Annotated in this window: 12 protein-coding genes; 7 read left to right on the top strand and 5 right to left on the bottom strand. The window is 67.0% G+C overall.

Translation table 11 applies throughout. From position 1 onward, the window contains the following. Positions 1-50: 50 nt before the first annotated feature. A complete protein-coding gene (locus P6144_RS11185; RefSeq protein WP_277767839.1) occupies positions 51-2,993 on the bottom strand; it encodes a TonB-dependent receptor in 2,943 nt (980 codons plus the stop codon). Between the two features lie 350 nt (positions 2,994-3,343). Between P6144_RS11185 and P6144_RS11180 the strand changes: the two genes are divergently transcribed. Further along, complete coding sequence (locus P6144_RS11180) at positions 3,344-5,704, top strand: penicillin acylase family protein (RefSeq protein WP_277767838.1); 2,361 nt, start codon at positions 3,344-3,346, stop codon at positions 5,702-5,704. Here the strand turns inward: P6144_RS11180 and P6144_RS11175 are convergent. The 4 genes from P6144_RS11175 to P6144_RS11160 form a co-directional block, all read right to left on the bottom strand. Beyond that, positions 5,701-6,453 carry a creatininase family protein gene (locus P6144_RS11175; RefSeq protein ID WP_277767837.1) on the bottom strand — a complete coding sequence of 251 codons (753 nt, stop codon included), beginning with the start codon at positions 6,451-6,453 and terminating at the stop codon, positions 5,701-5,703. The two genes, P6144_RS11180 and P6144_RS11175, sit on opposite strands and share 4 nt — an antisense overlap. Beyond that, a complete protein-coding gene (locus P6144_RS11170; protein WP_277767836.1) occupies positions 6,450-8,018 on the bottom strand; it encodes a benzoate-CoA ligase family protein in 1,569 nt (522 codons plus the stop codon). Before P6144_RS11170 ends, P6144_RS11175 begins: the two co-directional genes overlap by 4 nt. A gap of 212 nt (positions 8,019-8,230) precedes the next feature. Further along, positions 8,231-9,925 (bottom strand): DUF885 family protein, encoded by a 1,695-nt coding sequence (locus P6144_RS11165; protein ID WP_277767835.1) that lies wholly within the window; start codon positions 9,923-9,925, stop codon positions 8,231-8,233. Positions 9,926-10,080: 155 nt separating this feature from the next. Further along, positions 10,081-10,257: a hypothetical protein gene (locus P6144_RS11160; RefSeq protein ID WP_277767834.1), complete on the bottom strand. Its 177-nt coding sequence runs from the start codon at positions 10,255-10,257 to the stop codon at positions 10,081-10,083. 143 nt (positions 10,258-10,400) lie between these two features. Here P6144_RS11160 and P6144_RS11155 point away from each other — a divergent pair, with 143 nt between their 5' ends. The 6 genes from P6144_RS11155 (at position 10,401) to P6144_RS11130 (ending at position 20,135) form a co-directional block, all read left to right on the top strand. After that, positions 10,401-13,247, top strand: coding sequence for a TonB-dependent receptor (locus tag P6144_RS11155; RefSeq protein ID WP_277767833.1), 2,847 nt, complete (start codon positions 10,401-10,403; stop codon positions 13,245-13,247). A gap of 92 nt (positions 13,248-13,339) precedes the next feature. Beyond that, complete coding sequence (locus P6144_RS11150) at positions 13,340-15,571, top strand: prolyl oligopeptidase family serine peptidase (protein ID WP_277767832.1); 2,232 nt, start codon at positions 13,340-13,342, stop codon at positions 15,569-15,571. 3 nt (positions 15,572-15,574) lie between these two features. Further along, complete coding sequence (locus P6144_RS11145) at positions 15,575-17,260, top strand: DUF885 family protein (protein WP_277767831.1); 1,686 nt, start codon at positions 15,575-15,577, stop codon at positions 17,258-17,260. 14 nt (positions 17,261-17,274) lie between these two features. After that, positions 17,275-17,754, top strand: a complete 480-nt coding sequence (locus P6144_RS11140; RefSeq protein ID WP_277767830.1) for a DUF3830 family protein — start codon at positions 17,275-17,277, stop codon at positions 17,752-17,754. Positions 17,755-17,766: 12 nt separating this feature from the next. After that, on the top strand, positions 17,767-18,666 hold the full coding sequence (locus tag P6144_RS11135; RefSeq protein ID WP_277767829.1) for a bile acid:sodium symporter: 900 nt from the start codon (positions 17,767-17,769) through the stop codon (positions 18,664-18,666). A gap of 167 nt (positions 18,667-18,833) precedes the next feature. Continuing rightward, on the top strand, positions 18,834-20,135 hold the full coding sequence (locus P6144_RS11130; protein WP_277767828.1) for an FAD-dependent oxidoreductase: 1,302 nt from the start codon (positions 18,834-18,836) through the stop codon (positions 20,133-20,135). Positions 20,136-20,215: the final 80 nt, after the last annotated feature.

Here is a 20,215-nt window from a genome sequence, read left to right as displayed (position 1 = left end):
GTTGTCCGGGAAAGCAAACGGGGAGCGCGGCTGCGCTCCCCGTTTTCGCATCACTTCAACTGGACGCGGAACCCGACGCGGAACTGGCGCCCGAGCATGTCCGAATAGGTGCTGTTCGCGGCAAGGCCGGTTTCCGGCACCAGCAGCGGCCAGCGGTTGAACAGGTTGGTGACGTTGACGAAGAGCTCCGCCTTGTTGCCGCCGAACGGTACCTTCTGCGTAAGGTTGAGGTCGACATAGAACAGGCCGGAGACGTGGTTGTCGTCATAGGTCTGATAGGTCGACGTCGTCGTCGTGGCCGGGCAGGCGGTGGTGCACTCGATGCCGGTGGAGGAATAGAGGCCCGAGCTGATGCCGCGGCCGGTGACCGTCGCCGAGAAGCTCGGCGTGTCATAGGTCGCGCTGGCGCGGAAGATCCAGGTCGGCGTGCCGCCGCCGTTCGATCCCACGCTGTTGACCGCAATCGTGCCGGGGATGCCGGTATCGGACAGGTTCTCGATGTAGCGCGTCGCGACGCCCTTCAACAGGAAGCTGCCGGCGCCCACCGGGATGCGATAGGCCATGTCGAAATCGATGCCGCGCACCAGCTTGCGCACGAAGTTGAACGGCTGGCTGCGGATCAGCAGATAGGGCTGGGTCGGCGTCGAACGCACCGGATCGTTGGTGATCGCAGCGCAATATTCCGCGATCCCCTCGGCACAGCGGTTGACGATCTCCTGCGCGCTGATCGAGTCGATTGCATCCGCCAGGTTGATGCGGAAGTAATCGGCCGATGCCGTGAAGCCGGGCAGGAAGCGCGGCGAGATCACGGCGCCGATGTTCCAGGAATTGGCGACTTCGGGGCGCAGGTTGGGATTGCCGGTGGACAGGCCCGAATAGCCATAGGTCGCCGGGCCGTTCGCGCCGTCGGTGGTATAGTTGGGATTGCGCACCGAATCGCTGTTCGCGGTGCCGGCCTGGTAGAGCTCGTTCAGGTTGGGCGCCCGGATGTCGCGCGAGCGGGTCACGCGGAAGCGGATGTCCGGGATCGGCGCCCAGGTCGCACCCAGCTTCCAGGTGGTGACATAGCCCGAGTTCGAATAGTCGGTGGCACGCACCGCACCGTTGAACTCGAGGCCCAGGCCGAGCGGCACCACCGTCTCGAGATAGGCTTCCTTCACGCTGTATTCGCCGGTGAAGGGCAGATAGTTGCCCACCGACCAGAGGTTGCTCGTGCCGGTAGAGGTCACGACGGGCTGATATTCCTGCGGCACGCTGCCGCGGATCTTCTCCTTGCGAACCTCGCCGCCGAACGACAGGCTGACATCGCCGGCCCAGGTCGCGAAGGGCGTGACCGACCAGTTGGTGCCCGCGACGAACTGCTCCATCACCTGGTCGCGATACGGGTCGCCCAGCACGTACTTGATCGCGTCGGCGCTGGCGACGCCGATGCCCATGCGGTTCAGCGGCACGCAGGCCGCATCGTCGTTGGTGGTGCTGGCATCGACGTTGATCAGGCACTGGATCGAGCCGACCGCATAGCCGCGCGCGTTGCCGGCGGGGGCATAGGCCGCCGCCGTCGCATTGTTCATGCGCGACAGGTTCATGATGTTGCGCAGCTGCTCGCGCAGGTCCGAGCGGCCATATTGGGCATAGACGTCCCAATGGCCCGGCTTGCCGAACGCATCGAAATTGCCCTCGGCGCCGATCACGTAGCGCTGCACCTTGCGCTCATTGTTGATCCCGCGGAACGGCAGGTCGGCCGCCGTGGTCGCCAGCGTGACGCTGGTTACGCCGGCCAGCCGCGCCGCGCCCAGCGACTGGAGCGCGAAGGCGTTGCAGGTCACCGGAACCGGGACGGTGGTGCAGCCGGTGGTGTTGTAGGTGATGCCGGTCGACAGGTTCGGGCCCGCGTTGAAATAGACTTCCTGGCGGTTGTACGATCCCTCGGCGAACAGTTCGATGCCGTCGGCGACTTCGAAGCTCAGCCGGCCGAACACGCCCCAGCGATCATCCTTCGGCATCAGGCCGATGCGGGTGCCCGAATCATTGACCTGCCAGGAACCGCCCTGGACGAGGCTGGGCGCCGAGGAGGCGGTGGTCGAATAGGCCGGGTAGGCGAAGCTGCCATAGTTGAAGGTGTTCACCGCGCCGCCCTGGCCGAAATACAGGCCGCGCAGAGCATTGGCGCTGGTACCGGCCGATCCGGTGATCAGGCCGCCCGGGGTCGAGTTCGACGCGCCGATCTGGCGCCGCGTGGTGATGTAGCGCGGCGTCGTCGCGCCCGCGACCCAGTTGGGGTCCTGGATGCGGACATAGCCGGTATGGTTCCACTCGCGCTCGTTGCCGACCTCGTAGATGCCGTCTTGGTGCGCGATCTCGGCATTGAGCAGGAAGTGGCCGCGGCCGCCGGCAAAGGATTTGCCCGCCGCGATGCTGCCCGAATAATTGCCGCCGTCCCCATAGGTGGTGATGCCCGAATCGGCTTCGATCTTCAGGCCCTCGAACTTCTTGTTGAGGACGAAGTTGACCACGCCCGAAACGGCGTCCGAGCCATAGGCCGAGGATGCGCCGCCGGTGACGACCTCGACGCGTTCGACCAGCGCCTGCGGGATCGTGTTGATGTCGACCCAGCCATAGATGGTCGAGCCGACCGAGCGGCGACCGTCGAGCAGGATCAGCGTGCGGCCTTCGCCCAGGTTGCGCATGTTGAGCGCGTTGATGCCTGCCGAGCCGTTCGACAGGTTGAGGCGCGAATTGGCCGGCTTGGTCGAGCCTGCCAGCTGCGGCATCTGGTTGACGAAGTCGGCGATGTTGTTCGTCGGCGACGTATTCTGGATGTCTTCCTGCGTCAGCACGGTCAGCGGCGTCGGGTTCTGGAAGCCGTCGCGGCGGATGCGCGTGCCGGTGACGGTGATCTCGCCCTGGTCCTCGCTAGCCTGGGGCGCCGCCGGCGCCGGATCGGCGGGGGCGGTTTGCGCATACGCGGCATTGGCGATCGCCAGTGCGCTCAAGCTGCAGAAAAATGCGACCCCGCGTGCGCGCCGACCTAGCTTCCCTCGAACTGTCATATGAATCCCCTAAGCACTCGTGCCGATCGATCGGCGGAACTGAATGTTCGATTCCTGCGCCCCCGCGCGCATCTGCATCTTCTGTGCAATGTCGGTCGCGGACTGCGGGAAGGTGCCGGGTCGCGCCGGAAAGCGTCAAGGCTTTTGGGGCGTCTATTGCTTTGGCAAACCATAGGCATAGCCTATGGCTCGGCCTCCGCCATAGCCTTGCCCTATGGCCGCGCCAGCCCTTGCCATGGGACATTGCCTGAGAGCCCGCTAGCCTGCGCGTCCAATCTTCCGGAGACTTGCCGATGCTCAACCGCCGCTCGTTCCTGCTCGGCTCGGTTGCGACGATCGCGCTGGCTCCGACCGCCGGGGCGGCACGGATCTCGGCGGTGCGGCGGCTCGGCGCGCCGGGGCTGGGGGCGCCGATCGCGATCCTCGACGATCCCTACGGCGTTCCCCACATCCGCGCCGCATCGATCCCGGATGCCTTTTTCGGCCAGGGCTATGTCGTCGCGCGCGATCGGCTGTTCCAGATCGACTTCGCCCACCGCCGCGAGATGGGGCGGATGGCCGAGGCGTTCGGCGCCGCCTTCGTCCCGCATGACGCCGCGGCCCGGCTGTTCCACTATCGCGGCGACATCGACAAGGAACTGGCCGACGTCCCCGACGAGATCGTTGCCTGCGCCCGCGCCTATGTCGCCGGGATCAACGCGCGGATCGACGAGGTGCTGGCCGATCCTGCGCTGCTCCCGCTCGAATATCGCATCCTGGGCGTGATCCCGATCAAATGGAGCCTGCGCGACATGATCCGCGCGCGGGAAGCGTCGATCGGCAATGTCGACGACGAGATCCGCCGCGCCCGGCTGGCGGCGCTGGGGTTGCTCGATCTCGATGCGGTGGTGGCGCCGCTGCGCCCGGCCTGGACGATGCGCGTGCCCGAAGGGCTCGACGTCGCGGCGGTGTCCGAAGCCGATCTCGGCGTGCTCAACCTGGGGTCGCTGCCCTTTGGCAGCATCGTGCCGGACCAGCAGGGCGGGATCGCGGCGACCGCTATCGACCGCGCCAATGCGGGCAGCAACGCCTGGACGGTCGGGCCGCAGCGCACTGCCACGGGCCGCCCGATCCTCGCCAATGATCCGCATCTCGGCATCGGCGGCTTCGGCCCGCGCCATGTCGCGCATCTCACCGCGCCCGGGCTCGACCTGATCGGCGGCGGGGCGCCCGGCCTGCCCGGGATCATGCAGGGGCACACCGATCGCTTCGCCTTCGGCCGCACCAACTTCCACATCGACCAGGAGGACCTGTTCGTCCTCGAGCTCGATCCCGCCGATCCCGAGCGCTATCGGCATGAGGGGGGCTGGAAACGGTTCGAGCGCACCGATGTCGCCATTGCGGTCAAGGGCGGCACCGTCGCGGCGGCGACCCTGCGCCATGCCGTGCAGGGCGCGGTCGTCTCGCACGATCCGGCCCGCCACCGCGCCACCGTGCTCGCCTCGATCGGCACCCGGCCGGGCGCGAGCGGCGTCTTCGCGATGATCGCGATCAACCTCGCGCGCGATTGGGAGGATCTGCAGAAGAACGCCTTCCGCTTCCATCCCTCGCCGACCAACTTCCATTATGCCGATATCGACGGCAATCACGGCTGGCAGGCGATCGGCTATGTGCCGGTGCGCCGCAAGGGCGACGGGCTGCTGCCGGTTCCGGGCGACGGGCGCTACGACTGGACCGGCATGCGCGATTTCCGCGCGCTGCCCAGCGATTATAACCCGGCCAGGGGCTGGTTCGCCTCGGCCAACCAGAACAACCTTCCCGCCGGCTGGCCGCGCGACCGCATCCCGGCCTTCTCCTTCCGCGATCCCTATCGCTACGACCGCGTTGCCGAGGTGCTGTCCGCCCAGCCGAAGCACAGCCTGGCGGACAGCGTCGCGCTCCAGCACGACACGCTGTCCACGCCGGCGAAGCAGCTGGTGGCGCTGCTCCCGGCGCGCGGGTCGCCCGATGCCGAACGCGCGCTCGCGGTGCTGCGCGGCTGGGATGCGCGGCTCACCGCAGACAGCGGCGCCGCCGCGCTGCACGAGATGCTGTGGCGCGAGCTGGGCCGGCGGATGCTGGCGCTGATCGTGCCCGAACGGGCGCGCGGGCTGGTCGAGGGCATCGCGCCCTCGGTGCTGCTCGGCCTGCTCGCCACCCCCGATGCGCGGTTCGGTGCCGATCCCGTGGCGGCGCGCGACAGGCTGTTCGATGCCGCGCTCGCCGCCGCCTGGAAATCCGCGGTCGAGGCGCTCGGTGCCGATCCGGCCAAGTGGCGCTGGGGTGCGCTCCACCAGGTCCGCATCGCACACCCACTCGCCCGCATCCCGGCGATCGCGGCGGCCTTTCCCCCGATCGAGGGCGAGGGTTCGGGCGGAGACGGCTATACGGTGATGGCGCGCTGGCTCGGCGCCGGCTGGCGGGTGAGCGGCGGGGCGAGCTATCTCCAGGTGATCGACGTCGGCGCCTGGGACAATTCGCTGATGCTCAACTTCCCGGGCCAGTCGAACGACCCGCGCTCGCCGCACTATCGCGACGGCTATGCGCCGTGGATCGCGGGCCGGATGCAGCCGATGCTGTTCAGCCGCGCCGCGGTCGATGCGCAGGCGGTGCGCACCACCACGCTCGAGCCCTAGGACTGCGCCAGCGCGTCCAGCGTGGCGCGCACGATCGCCCGGGCCATGATGTTTGAGGTCGCCGCGCCTTCCTCGGCGGTGGCGCGGGCGGGGTAGCCGAAATAGGCATCCGGCCCGCCCGCCTCGGCGAAGCTCGTCGCGCCCGCGGCAAAGGCAGTGACCAGGCTGGCAGGGTTGTCGGCAAGCCCGGCGCGCGCCGGCTCGTCGACCAGGTCGGGCCGGTCGGCCAGCACCAGGCTCGTCTCGAACTGGCCGGCATGGCAGGCGCCAGAGACGAACTCCTCGGTCAGCTCGGCGGCCAGCGCGCGGCGGGTGAAGTCCGGAAAGGCCAGCCGCAGGCCGATCGCCGCCACCTCGGCCGCCAGCCCGCGCAGCATCGCGACGTTCGCGGGATCGAAATGGCTGTTGGCCAGCGCCAGGCAGGCAAAGCCCTGCGCCTTGAGGCTTGCCGCGATGTCTAGGATCACCGCGCGCGCGGTGGCCTCGCCGATCGAGATCGTGCCGGCGAACGCCTCGGCATAATGCGCCGGGGCATAGGCGAGGGTGGGCAGCACGAACGCCTGCATGCCTTCTTCGCCGAGCAGCGCCGCCGCGCGCCGCGCCATCCCTTCGGAAAGAATCCCGTCGGTGCACAGCGGCAGGTGCGGCCCATGCGCCTCGACCGCGCCGAGCGGCAGGATCGCCACCACCGGCGCGCCGCCGGCAAGCGCCGCCTGCACCCGCGTCCAGGGCTGGTCGCCGAGCATCATCGATAGGCCTCCCGCAGCTTCTTGCGATCGATCTTGTCGCGGTCGTTCCGCGGCAGCGGCGTATCCGCGATATAGACCTGGTGCGGCACCTTGTAGCGCGCCAGCCGCGCCCGGACGAAATCGAGCAGCTCGGCCTTCAGCGCCTCGCCCGCCGTGGCTGCCTCGCGCGGCACGATCACCGCCACCGGCTTCTCCAGCCCGTTCGCGTCCGCCCGGCCGAACACGCAGCATTCGCGCACCGCCGGATGCTCGCCCAGGCACCCCTCCACCTCGAGCGGGCTCACATAGATGCCGCCGCTCTTGATCATGTCGTCGCCGCGGCCTTCATAATACCAATAGCCCTCGGCATCGCGCCGGAACAGGTCGCCGCTCACGATCGCGCCGCCGCCCAGGTGGCGCTTCGATTTGGCATAGTCGCTATGATAATAGAGCGCCGCGGAATCACCGCGGATGCGCAGCACACCGATCTCGCCGCCGGCGATCGGCATGCCGTTCTCGCCGAGCAGGTCCGCCTCATATCCGGGCACCAGCTTGCCCAGGCTGCCGGGCCGGATGTCGCCGGGGCGGTTGCTGATATAGATGTGGAAGCTCTCCGCGCTGCCGATCCCGTCGATGATCGGCACGCCGAAGCGCGCGTTCCAGCGTTCGTGCAGCTCGCGCGGCAGCGCCTCGCCCGCGCTCCACATCATCCGGACGCTCGAAAGGTCCGGCGCCCGCGCCTCCGCCTCCAGCATCTTGCTGATCAGCGTCGGCACGTTGGTCAGCACGGTCGGCCGGTGCCGCTCGATCAGCGCGAACAGGATGTCCGGCGTCGGCTGCTCGCGGAACAGGATCGCGGTCGCCCCCACCGCGAAGGGGAACATCAGGTTGGTGCCCGTGGCATAGCCGAAATAGAGCCGCGGCCCGGAAAGCGTGACGTCGCTTTCCGCCATGCCTATAAAGGCCTTGGCATAGACCTCGCTGTTATAGGCGAAGTGGAAATGGCAGTGGACGGCGCCCTTGCTCTGCCCGGTGGTGCCGCTGGTGAACAGCCACACGGCGGGATCGTCCTTGCGCGTCGGCCAGGGCGGTGGGGCGGGAGGGGCGGTGGCGGCGATCCAGGCGTCGAACCCCGGCAGCCCGGATGCCTCGCCGACCAGGATCACCGATCCCGGCGCCCGGCAGTGCCGCGCCTCGCTGCGCGCTGCCTCGAACGCTTCCAGGCTGGTTTCGTCGATGAAGGCGAACTGCGGCTTCACATAGCCGAGATAATAAGCGTAGTCCGCCGCCGGCAGCATCGGGTTGACCTGGGTGACCACCGCGCCCGCCTTGATCGCCCCGAACCAAGCATAGACGAACTCGGGGCAGTCGCGCATGCACAGCAGCACCCGCTGCTCGGGCAGCAGTCCCGACGCCAGCAGCCGCTCGGCCACCCGGGTGACGTTCGCCGCCACCTCGGCATAGCTGATCGCCCGGTCCTCGAAGAGCAAGGCGGTCTTGTCTCCGCGCCCGGCCTCCACATTCGCGAACACGAAATAGTCCGCCATGTTGAAGGCATCGGGGAATGCGGGAAGCGGTTCCGTCATGCCCGGATGATTGGAGAGCCGCGGGCGTTCGTCAATCCGGTAACGGGTGATACCATCATCCAACAAATCCTCTCCCGGAGGGAGAGGGGGACCGCGACGCGAAGCGTCGTGGTGGAGAGGGAACGCCGCATGCGATGCCGCTTGCGGCAAGCCCCCTCCACCAGCCTTCGGCTGGTCCCCCTCCCCCTCCGGGGGAGGATTTTTGAAGGGCCCTACCGCGCCACCCCCGACAGCGGCACGTGGTGCCAGAAGCCCCGCACCTGGTCGTCATAGCCGGTCAGGTCGTAGCGCAGCAGCGACACGGGCAGCCGCCCGGTGTTCATCAGATAGTCGTGATAGTCGCGCAGCGAGAACTTGTCGCCCAGCTGGCGGCGGCGATCGACCAGCAGCTGCTGCAGCTGCATCGCGCCGATCGTATAGGTCATGCCATAGCCCGGCGGGCGGCGGATATAGATGCCGGCATCGGTGCGCGCGACATTGTCGTCGAGATAGGGCGTCCACTGCTTCCAGAACTGCATCGTCTCGCTGACGGTCATCTCGTTGCGCTGCATCTTCACGTCGCCGATCGTCCGCGCCGCGCGGAACAGGCCGAAGATGTAGATCAGCTCGCGGGTGCGCGGTCGGTCGTCGAACAGGCCGAGCTGGAGCGCGCTCTCCTCCAGGTAGAAGCCCCAGCCTTCGGTGCGCCCGCTGTCGCTCACCTTGCTGCGGATCGGGTCGGTCACCCGCTTGCCGGTCATCCCGTCGAAGCGGTGGCCGGGGAAGGTGGCGTGGAGGTGATCGGGGGAAGCGTCGCGGAACTGGATCTGCTCCCAGAACATCGGCCCCGTCGGCCGCACGATCCAGGGCGCGTTGAAGCCCACTTCCTGATAGGTGCCCGGGATATAGTCCGGGATCGTGAGGATCTCCTCGTCCTTCAGCCATTTGCGGATCTTGGCGTCGGTGCCGGCGAGCTGCGCCTCATATTCCGCGCCGGACTTGGGGAGCTGCAGCTCGGGCAGATTGCGGTTGCGATGCCGCTCGGTGGTGTAGTCGGCCCAGAAGCGGGTGAGCTCGCGATTGGCGAGCGTCACCACCTCGTCCGAGGTGTAGGGCATCAGCCGCACATTGGCGAGGAACCAGTCATAGGCCGGCTTGCCCACCCCGGCGCGCGCGGTCATCGTCGGGCGCCCGGCGGTCAGCCAGTCGCGAAAGCCGCGGATCGCGGTCTCGGCGGTCTTGATGTCGCCCACCAGCTCGGGCTGCTGCTTGGCCGCGCGGCCGCGCAGATCGGCGAACCAGCCGATCAGCCCCTCGGGCTCCACCGCGCGATAGGGCATGCCGTGCCCCACGCCGTCGCCGTGCGACAGGCTGTGCAGCGCCAGATCGGCATAGTCCGACGCGACCGAATCGAGGTTGATCTTCGCCTGGGCGAGATAGGCCGGGATCGCCTTCAGCCGGGCGCGGAACTTGGCCAGCGCCTCGTCCTTCAGCGGCAGCTCGGTATAGGCCAGGTCCTGCAGCTCATCGACATACATGCCGGGGTCGCGTGCCCAGGGCTTCAGGATGTTCAGGCTGAAATCCTGCAGGTCCATCTGCGCGCGCACGGCGAGATAGTCGACCTGCTGGTGGCGGTCCCAGCTCGCCACCGCGAAATCGGGCAGCTTCGCCTGGAAGGCGCGCAGCTCGGCGCGGCGCTTCTCCACTGCGGCGGGGCTGTAGTCGACCACGCCGTTCACCGCCGCCGGCTTGCGCCAGGCGTCGAAGGCAGTGAACAGCGTGACGAGCTCGGCATGGCCCTGGCTGCCGCGCGGCGGTCCGTCCGGCTGCGGTGCTGCCTGCTGCGCGCTGGCCGGCGCGATGCCAAGGGCCGCCGGCGCGGCGCTCCCGGCCAGGAGCAGAGCGGTCACCAGTCCCTTTGCACGCATGTCGGTCTCCCTCGTCGTCCCTGGTCGCGCGCCGTCGCAGCTACGCGATCTTTCGAAATAAAACGAAAAACATGTGATTTGTAATACGATGCGCGCGGAGCGGGCACTGGTCAAGAGCCACCGAATCGGTGTTATCTCGGTGGCGTGTGGGGCGTTCAATACCAGTCCGAAACGGTGCGAATCGGCAGAAAACTGCGGATTCCTGGCGCCGTCAGCGCCGATTGCAGCTTCTTCTCGGCAAATGTCGAAGCGTCGCCGGCCAGTTTCGAGCGCCGCAAAAAACCGTGCGCAAACGCGGGTTTCCCGGCAGCTTTGTTACCAGAAAGCGACACTTTTCACATTTTTTCACTACCCCGAATTGACCGTCCGTTTCCAATATGCTCAAAATCACGCACTTGTTCACGGAAAAGGGCGCGGCGAACGACGCCTGGGCGGAGCGAGGCAGGCGGGCATATCCATTCGGGGAGACACGAACATGGGCAGTAAGCGAGTTGCAGTGATGCGGGCGGGGTTGCGGGGCGGATCCGCGCTGCTCGCCACCATGATGATGATGGGTACGGCGATGGCACAGACCGCCGAGCCGGAAACTCAGGAAGGCGAGGCGATCGTCGTCACCGGTTCGCGCATTCCGCGTCCCGACGTCGATTCGAACAGCCCGGTCAACGTGATCGGCAGCGAGGAAATCAAGCAGACCGCCACCGCCGAGACCGAACAGCTGCTCAACGCGCTGCCGCAGGCGGTCGCCGGTTCGGGCGCCCAGTCGAATGCGGGCAATGGCTCGGCCACGGTCAACCTGCGCAATCTCGGCGCGGCGCGCACGCTGGTGCTGCAGAACGGCCGCCGCATCGTCGGCTCCAGCCAGGACGGCGTGGTCGACATCAACATGATCCCGCCCTCGCTGATCGAGCGCGTCGAAGTCGTCACCGGCGGTGCCTCGGCCGTGTATGGTTCGGACGCGATGGCCGGCGTCGTGAACTTCGTCACCAAGGACAATTTCCAGGGGATGGAGCTCAGCGGCCAATACGGCATCAGCGATGAAGGCGATGCCGCCCGCTACAATATCGATCTCACCGTCGGCGGCAATTTCGCCGATGGCCGCGGCAACATCGTGTTCAACGGCAGCTATTACGACCGTGCGATGGTGAAGGGCGCCGCGCGCGACCACGCCTCGCTCTACCTGGTCGATGCCGTGCAGAACGGCGTGGGCGTGCTCGTCCCCGGCGGCAACGGCGTCACCCCGCAGGGCACGATCTTCAGCCCGGCGCTGGTCGGCAAGACCGATCAGTTCGGCAACACGATCGGCACCGCCGGCATCTTCTTCGCGCCCGAAGGCTGGCGCGCCTATCAGACGGCCGACGGCTTCAACGACCGCCCCTACACCAATCTCCAGATGCCGATGAAGCGCTGGTCGGGCTCGATCCTTGGCCATTATGACGTGACCGAGAGCATCACCGCCTTCTGGGAAGGCTCCTACGTCCGCAACGAGATCAACTCGACGCTGGGCGCGGTGCCGATGAGCAGCTCGGGCTTCCTGCCGAACTTCCAGTTCGACCTGCGCAATCCCTATCTGTCCTCGTCGCTGCGCGAGTTCCTGCGCACCAACCTGGACAGCGACGGCGACAATCTCGTCACGCTCAACATCAATCGCCGCCTGCTCGACTTCGGTTCGCGCACTGACGACCAGACCCGCGAGTTCTCGCGCTTCGTCGCCGGCCTGCGCGGCCCGCTCACCGACAAGCTGAACTGGGAGGTCTTCTACAATCAGGGCCATGTCCGGATCACCGAAGTCCAGGGCGGCGGCGTGCTGATCGACAATTTCGCCAACGCGTTCCTGACCAACCCCAGCAATCCCTATGACTGCCTGACCACCGACACGCGCTGCGTCACGATCAACCCGTTCGGGCTGAATTCGATGACCCAGGAGATGATCGACTATATCTACACCGATCTCACCAACATCACGGTGGTCGATCAGAAGCAGGCCGGCGCGAGCCTCACCGGCACGCTGTTCAAGCTGCCCGCGGGTAATGTCGGCATCTCGGTCGGCGCCGAATATCGCAAGGAAAGCTCCACCTTCACTCCCGACCAGCTCTACATCCAGGGCAAGGCGCTCTCGCGCTCGGCGGGCATCCAGGCGACCGGCGGCAGCTTCGACGTCAAGGAAGTCTATGGCGAGCTCGTCGTGCCGATCCTGGCCGATCTGCCCTTCGTCCACATGCTCTCGTTCGAAGGCGGCATCCGCTATTCGGATTACTCGACCGCGGGCGGCGTGACGTCGTGGAAGGCCGGTGGTGAGTTCTCGCCGGTCAAGAGCCTGAAGATCCGCGGTCTCTATCAGCGCGCCGTGCGTGCGCCGAACGTGACCGAGCTCTATTCGGGTGCCACCAACACCGCGCCGCAGGCGACCGACTTCTGCAACGCCACCGGTGCCAACCGTACCGCGGCCGAGCGCAGCTTCTGCATCAGCTCCCTGGGCGTGCCGGCTAGCGTGATCGACGTGTTCCAGCAGGAGAACGTCCAGATCCGCGCGATCACCGGCGGCAACCCCGATCTGCAGGAAGAGACCTCGGATACCTGGTCGCTGGGTGCCGTGTTCCGTCCGGAGTTCGTGCCGAACCTCCAGCTCACCGTCGACTATTACAACATCAAGATCGACGGTGCGATCGCGGCGTTCGGCGGCGGTCTGCAGTCGGTGATCACCGCCTGCCGCGCCAACCTGTCGATGAGCAACATCTTCTGCCAGCCGCTCAACCACCGTACGTCGGACGGCCAGCTCTATGACGTGCCGCTGCTCAACGCCAACATCGCTTCGATGAAGACCGCGGGCGTCGATTTCCGTCTGGACTACAAGTACGACACCGGCTCGTTCGGCCGCTTCAGCTATTATCTGGCCGGCAGCTACCTCATCAACAGCATCGTCCAGAGCAGCCCGATCGTCGCGGCGGTGGATTGCGCCGGCTATATCGGCGGCGGCAGCTGCGGCAACGCCAACCCCAAGTGGCGCTTCACCCAGCGCCTGACCTGGGATGCCACCGACGCGCTCCAGCTCTCGCTGCGCCACCGCTTCATCGGCTCGGTGAAGGACGGGCGTATCGCGGCGGCGATCGCCTCGGGCGCGGCGATGCCGCTGCTCGCGGTGCCGGAGACGGGCCAGATCAGCTATTTCGATCTCAGCGCCTCCTACGACGTCGACAAGACCTTCAGCTTCTTCGGCACGATCGACAATCTGGGCGACCACAACCCGCCGTTCCAGCTGTACGAGCGTGATACCTATGACGCGATCGGTCGCCGGTTCACCATCGGCTTCCGAAAGAAGTTCTAAGGCCCAAAGTCCGGCGGCGGCGGACATGCCGTCGTCGCCGGCAACCGGCCTTCGGGCCGGAAGCGTGACAAGCGAGTGAAGGTGTCGGGAAGATGATCAAGTTCCGCGTTTCGGTTCATGCGATGTCGGTGGCTCTGGCGATCGCATCGCTGGCTGCGGCGCCTTCCGCCTCGGCCCAGCAGGCCCAGGCGCCGGCAAAGGGCGCCGCCAGCGTGCCGGGCACCAGCTTCTCGATTGACGAGCTCTATCGCTACAAGAGCCTCGTCGGCCTTGAGCCGCTCGGCTATAGCTGGGCGGCTGACGGCAGCGCCGTCCTCTTCCTGTGGAACGACGAAGGCTATTCGTTCCGCGACATCTGGTCCTACTCTCCAAAGACCGGCCAGAAGACCCGGCTGACCTTCCTCGGCAAGGACAGCAAGCCCGAAGCCGAAGCCAAGGGCATCGGCCAGGCAGTGTTCCTGCCCAAGGGTCGCATCGCCTTCACCCTGGGCGGCCAGCTCAACATCCGCGAGGCCGACGGCACGATCGTCAAGGTCGAGGGCGACAAGCGCGGCGTCCGCAAGCTCGCCGTCTCGCCCGACGGCAGCAAGCTCGCCTTCGTCGCCGCCGCGACCAATGGCACTGCTATCGCTCCCGGCGGCCAGCTCTGGGTCCGCGACGCTGCGGCAGGCGAGGGCGTCGCCGCCACCCGTCTGGTCGGCAGCGACGATCCGAAAGTCTATGTCGAGAGCTTCGACTGGGCTGACAGCGGCAAGGCGATCGCCTTCCAGCAGGCCGACGACCGCGCCATGCCCGAGCGCGACATCTTCTACAGCGCCAAGGGTCAGCAGCAGAACAACCGCGTGATCCGCGCCTTCCCGGGCGAGGAGACCAGCAAGACGACCATCGGCGTCGTCGACCTCGCTACCGCCAAGGCTCGCCTGTTCGAGCGCCCCGATGCCAAGCACGACGTCTGGGGCTATGGCCTGTCGCATGACGGCAAGCGGCTGTTCGTCAGCAGCGCCGACATGGAGGCCAAGGAGCACACCATCTATCTCTACGACGCCGCCACCGGCGCCCGCGAGACCTTCTACCAGCTGCGCGAGCCCAAGCATCTCCGTCCGGACTGGAAGGTCGCCTGGGCGCCGGGCGACGACGGCCTGATCATCCTCACCGATCGCGATGGCTGGCTCCAGCTCTACCAGCAGAAAAAGGCCGGCGAGGCGCCGCGCCAGATCACCAGCGGCAAGTGGGAAATCGCCTCCTTCGCGGTCGATGCCAAGAACAAGCAGCTCTATTTCACCGCCAACAAGTCGGCGCTGCAGGATCGCCAGCTCTACCGGGTCTCGGTCGCGGGCGGCAAGATCGAGCAGATGAGCGGCCCGGCGGGCGGCACGCACGAGCCGGTCTATTCCCCCGATTTCAGCAAGATCGCCGACTGGTACAGCAATGACGATCTGCCGCCCGAGCTGTTCGTCATCGACACGGCGAAGCCCGGCAAGGCGGTGCAGGTCACCAAGTCGCCCCAGCCCGATTTCTACGGCCAGACCTGGGCGAAGACGAGCTATGTCCAGTTCCCGAGCCATGTCGACGGGATGAATCTGCTCGGCCGGATCAGCGTCCCGGCCAATTTCGATCCGTCGAAGAAATATCCGGTGATCATGGGCTCGAACTATTCGGACGCCGTGCACAACCAATGGGGCGGGCGGCGTGCGCACCCGACCTGGGGGATCGATCAGTATTTCGTCTCGCAGGGCTATATCGTCATGACCGTCAACATCCGCGGATCGTGGGGGCAGGGGCGCGAGCACAACCAGACCCAGTATGAAAGCTATGGCGAGACCGACATCAACGATATCGAGAGCGGCGTCCGCTATCTGATCGCCCAGGGCTATGCCGATCCCAAGCGCATCGGCATCTGGGGCTCCAGCTATGGCGGCCTGATGACGGTCATGTCGCTGTCGAAGAAGCCTGGCCTCTATGCCGCGGGCGTCGCCGGCGCGCCGGCCACCAATGTCTGGCATGCCTTCCCTGCGCAGATGTGGATCATGGGTCCGCCCGACGGGCCGGACATGCCCGCGCGCTACGAAGCGCAGTCGGCGCTCTACCAGGCCAAGGGGATCAAGGATCCGCTGATGATCATCCACGGCACCCGCGATTCCGTGGTGCTCTATTCGGATACGATGGCGCTGACCGAGCAGATGATCCAGCGCGGCCAGCCCTTCGAGCTGGTGACGCTGCCGGGCGCCAACCATCCCTGGGATGCCGAGAACATTCCGCAGACCCGCTTCGCGTTCAAGAAGATGGCCGATTTCTTCGATCGCAATGTGAAGAACCGGAAGTAAGCGATGCTGCGCAGGGGCATCGCGGTTGTGATGGGAGGCGCCACCTTGCTGGTGGCCCAGCTGGCTGCGCAGCCGGCGGCTGCCCAGCCTGCCGTCCAGCAGCTGGGTGCCGATTTCTGGGCCTGGCGCGGCACCACCCAGCCAGCGAGCAGCGACGACATCCCGCGCATCGTGCGCCCCGCCGGCTGGCTGCCGGACTGGTCGCCGGCCGGCGTCGCCGCGCAGCGCAAGCAGCTCGCCGCCTTCGAGGCGCGCTGGAAGGCGCTGGCGAGCGCGCCGCAGAGCGTCACCGAGAAGGTCGATTACCGGCTGGTCGGCTCGGCGCTGGCGCGCGTCCATTGGGAAATGGACCATGTCGCCGCCTGGCGCCGCCAGCCGCATTTCTACACGGCGCAGGCGCTCAATCCGGTGTTCGAGCTGCTCCTGCCCAAGCCGCCGGTCTCGCATGCCCGCCTCGATGAGGTCATCCACCTGCTCGGCAACGCCCCCGCGGTCCTCGCCGCCGGCCGGGCGAACCTGGACGATATGCGCGGGCCGTTCGTCGACGTCGCGCTGAGCCAGCTCGCCGAAGTGCCCGAGGGCCTGCGCGGTATGGCCGCTGGGCTCGCCCCCTATGCCGATGCGGCGCAGAAGAAGCGTCTCGCCGCCGCGGTCGAAAAGGCGATCGTCGCGTTCGCCGGCTATGCCGATTTCCTGAAATCGAAGCGCGCCGGCCTGCCCGAGCAGACCGCGGTGGGCCGCGAGAGCTATCTCTATTTCCTCGGCAATGTCGGGCTCTATCCCTATTCGCCCGAGGAACTCCAGGTGATGGGCCGCCAGGAATGGGCGCGCTCGGTGCTGTTCGAGACGCTCGAGCGCAACCGCAATGCCGGGCTTGCCGAGCTGCCGATCGGTCCTTCGATCGCCGCGGTCACCGCGCGCCTCGATGCCGAGGAGTTGAAGGTCCGCCAGTTCCTCACCGAGAAGAAGCTGCTGACGGTCCCCGCCTGGGTCGGCCATTACAAGGCCCAGCCTTTCCCCGCCTATCTCGCGCCGATCGAGTGGCTGGGGCGCACCTTCGACTTCACCAGCATCGAACGGGTGGGGGATGACGCGACCGTCTATCTCCCCGATCCCTCGCCCAAGCTCGGCTATTTCAACCTCTCGATCGCGCGCGATCCGCGGCCGATCATCGTGCACGAGGGCGTGCCCGGCCATTTCTTCCAGCTCAGCCTCAGCTGGAAGAACCCCGATCCGATCCGCCGCCGCTATTATGACAGCGGCGCGAACGAGGGGACCGGCTTCTATGCCGAGGAGATGATGCTCCAGGCGGGGTTCTGGGCCGATGCGCCCAAGACGCGCGAGATCATCTACAATTTTGCGAGATTGCGTGCCCTTCGGGTCGAAGTGGACGTGAAGCTGGCGCTAGGTGAATTCACCATCGCCCAGGCTGCCGACTATCTGGAAAAGATGGTCCCGATGGACCGCGGGACGGCGCGCGAGGAAGCCACCTTCTTCGCCGCCGCCCCCGGCCAGGCGATCAGCTACCAGATCGGCAAGATGCAGACGACCGAGTTCCTCGCAGAGGCGCGGGTGCGCGAAGGCAAGTCCTTCGATCTCAAGCGCTTCCACGATTATCTCTGGACCAACGGCAATGTGCCGATCGCGCTGCAGAAGGAAGAATATCTGTCGATGGCGACGGGCGAATAGGGGGCATGCTTTCGATGGATCTGGTAAAGTTCACGGAGCCGAAATCGGGACTGTCGGCGCGCTGCCGCCTGCTTCCGGCCGCCGCTCCGCAATCCTGTGATTTCCTGCGCGACCTGGCCACGCGGCGCGCCGCGTTCGAGGCGATGCACGCGATCTGGACCGGGCCCGAGATTTCGGTGCCGATGCCCTCGGCGGCGCTGCCCCAGGGGATGGCCCAGCCGACGATTCCGGCCGAGAACGCCACTTCCTATCCCGGCGCCGGCGACATCGTGCTCGCCTATCTCGCCGCGGGCAGCACCCAGGGCCTGCCGCCCGGGCCGTTCTACGACATCGGCATCTTCTACGGTGCCGGCGGCCGGCTGCTGATGCCGTTCGGCTGGATCCAGGCCAATGTCTGCGCCCGCATCCTCGACGAGGATCTGGAAAAGGCCGTCGCCGATTGCCGCACGATCCGTCGGAACGGCGCCTGCACCATCACTGTCGAACCGGCCTGAGGGGGAGCGGACATGACCTATGCCGATCTGATGTCCATCCTGGGCCATTGGGTGCTTCCCGGCTCGCTGATCGCGATCATGGTCTCGATGGGCCTGTCGCTCACGGCCGAGGATTTCCGCCAGGTATTCCGCAACAAGCGCGCGCTGATCTTCGGCGTCTGCTCGATGCTGATCGTGCCGCCCGCGATCGGGCTCACGCTGGCGCTCACCGTGGCGCCCACGCCGGCGCTGGCGGTGGGCTTCGTGCTGCTCGCCACCACGCCGGGCGGCATGCTCTCCAACCTGTTCACCGACATGGCCAAGGGCGATCTCGCCTTGTCGATGTCGATGACGCTGCTGCTCAGCATGCTCTACATCGTCACGGTCCCCTTCTACGCGCATTTCGCGCTGCTCCACTTCATGGGGTTGGAGGCCGATGTGAAGGTGCCGCTCGGCGCCTTCTTCTGGGACATCTTCTCGATCACCGTGCTGCCCGCCGCCGCCGGCTTCACGCTGCGGGCGCTGCGCCCGGGCCTGGCACTCACGGTGAAGAAGTATCTCAAGAACATCGCGATGGTCGTGCTGTTCAGCGCGTTCGGCGTGATCCTGTTCGATCAGGTGCCGGTGCTGCGCGAGAATCTCGGCGCGCTGTTCTGGATCACCGTCGCGCTCAACCTGATCATGGTCTGCGTGGTGATGACGATCGTGCGCTTCGCCGGCTTCACCCGGCGTGAGAACATCTCGATCGGGATCGAGCATCTGATGCGCCAGGAAGGCACGGCGATCTTCATCGCGGTCAGCATCGTCGGCAACAACCAGATGTCGCTGCCGATGATCATGAACACGCCGGTCGCCCTCTGCTTTGTGCTGGCCTTCGTCGCCATCGCGCGCCGAACCGAGCGCGCAAGGAGTGCCGTGCCCGCCACAGCCTGACCGTTTCGAGGAACACCGCTCCCGCGAAGGGAGCGCACAGACACCGCTCCTTCGGGAAGCGAACAGAGAGTTCAGAAGTACATGCAAACGTCCCGTATCACGGACGTCGCGGGGGCGCTCATGCCCGTCGCGCCGGCCCCCAGCTTCACCCCGGGCAAGGCGTGGTGATGCAGCATCAGCCCATTTCCCGCCGCGAGGGCGATCGGCCCTCGACCGCGCCGGTCTGGGTCGCGACGGCGGCGCCCGGCCCCGAACTCGCGCCGCTCGCCGTCGAGATCGAAGCGGAAGTGCTCGTCATCGGCGGCGGCATCGCCGGCATGACCACGGCGCTGCACTTGGCCGAGACCGGGGTCGACACGGTGCTGCTCGAGGCAGGCCAGCCCGGCGACCAGGCGACCGGCTGGAGCGGCGGCCTGATCGCGCCCGACTATATCCGCCACACGCCCGAGACGATCGGGCCGGTGCTCGGCCGGCTGCGCGGCGAGCGGCTGACCCGGATGATCGGCGGCTCGGCCCGCGCGGTGTTCGACCTGATCGAGCGCCACGCGATCGACTGCGACGCCCGCCAGGAGGGGTTCTATACCCCCGCGCACAGCGAGCACCTCGCCCAGAACCAGCGCCGCTACGCCAATCAGTGGAGCTCGCGCGGCTATGACGTGCGCTTCGTCGAGGCGCGCGAGGCGCGGCACATCTTCGGGGTCGAGCGCTATTGCGGCGCGCTGTGCTTCGGCGACGGCGGCAGCATCAACCCGCTCGGCTATGTCCGCGGCATCGCGCATGCAGCGCTCAGGCAGGGCGCCCGGTTGTTCGCCCAGAGCCCGGTCGAGACGCTGGTGCGTGACGGCGGCCGCTGGATCGCCCGCACGCCCGGCGGCGCGGTTTCGGCCCGGCGCGTGGTGCTGGCGGCCAATGGCGGCAATGCGAAGCTGCACCCGGCGCTCAAGCGCACCGTGCTGCCGCTCCATGTCGTCCAGTTCGCCACCGCGCCGCTCGACGCCGCCCAGCGCGAGACGATCCTTCCCCAGGGCGGCGCCTTCACCGACAAGGTGCCCTATCTCTTCACTGCGCGGCTCGATGCGCAGGGGCATCTGATCTCGGCTTTCCCGATGTCGTTCCTGGTCAATGGCGGCAAGGCGCATCTGCGCGAGGCGCAGCGCCGGCTGAAGCAGCATTTCGCCGTGATGCCCGATCCGCGGATCGACTATATCTGGGAAGGGCTCGCCCAGGTGAACTCGTCCTTCCTGCCCGAGCTCTACGATCTCGGCGACGGCGCGCTGGCGATCCAGGCCGACAATGGCCGCGGCATCGGCATCAACACCCAGCTCGGCATCGAAGTCGCCGCGGCGATCGCGACCAACAGCCGCGAGCAGCTCTCGGTGGCGCCGCGCACGCCGCATCCGATCCGCTTCCACGCCGGGGCGGCGCTGCTGCCCAAGCTGCTGATGACGATGGCTAGGCTGTCAAACTAGGAGGCGTCGACGTTCAGCGCGACGACCGCATTTCAAAATCCTCTCCCGGAGGGAGAGGGGGACCGCCGCCGAAGGCGGTG

Origin of the sequence: Sphingomonas sp. HITSZ_GF (assembly GCF_029543155.1) — a bacterium.
Classification (GTDB): Bacteria; Pseudomonadota; Alphaproteobacteria; order Sphingomonadales; family Sphingomonadaceae; genus Sphingomonas.
Note: the sequence above shows the minus strand (reverse complement) of the source record. Positions and strands in the feature narration are given on the sequence as shown.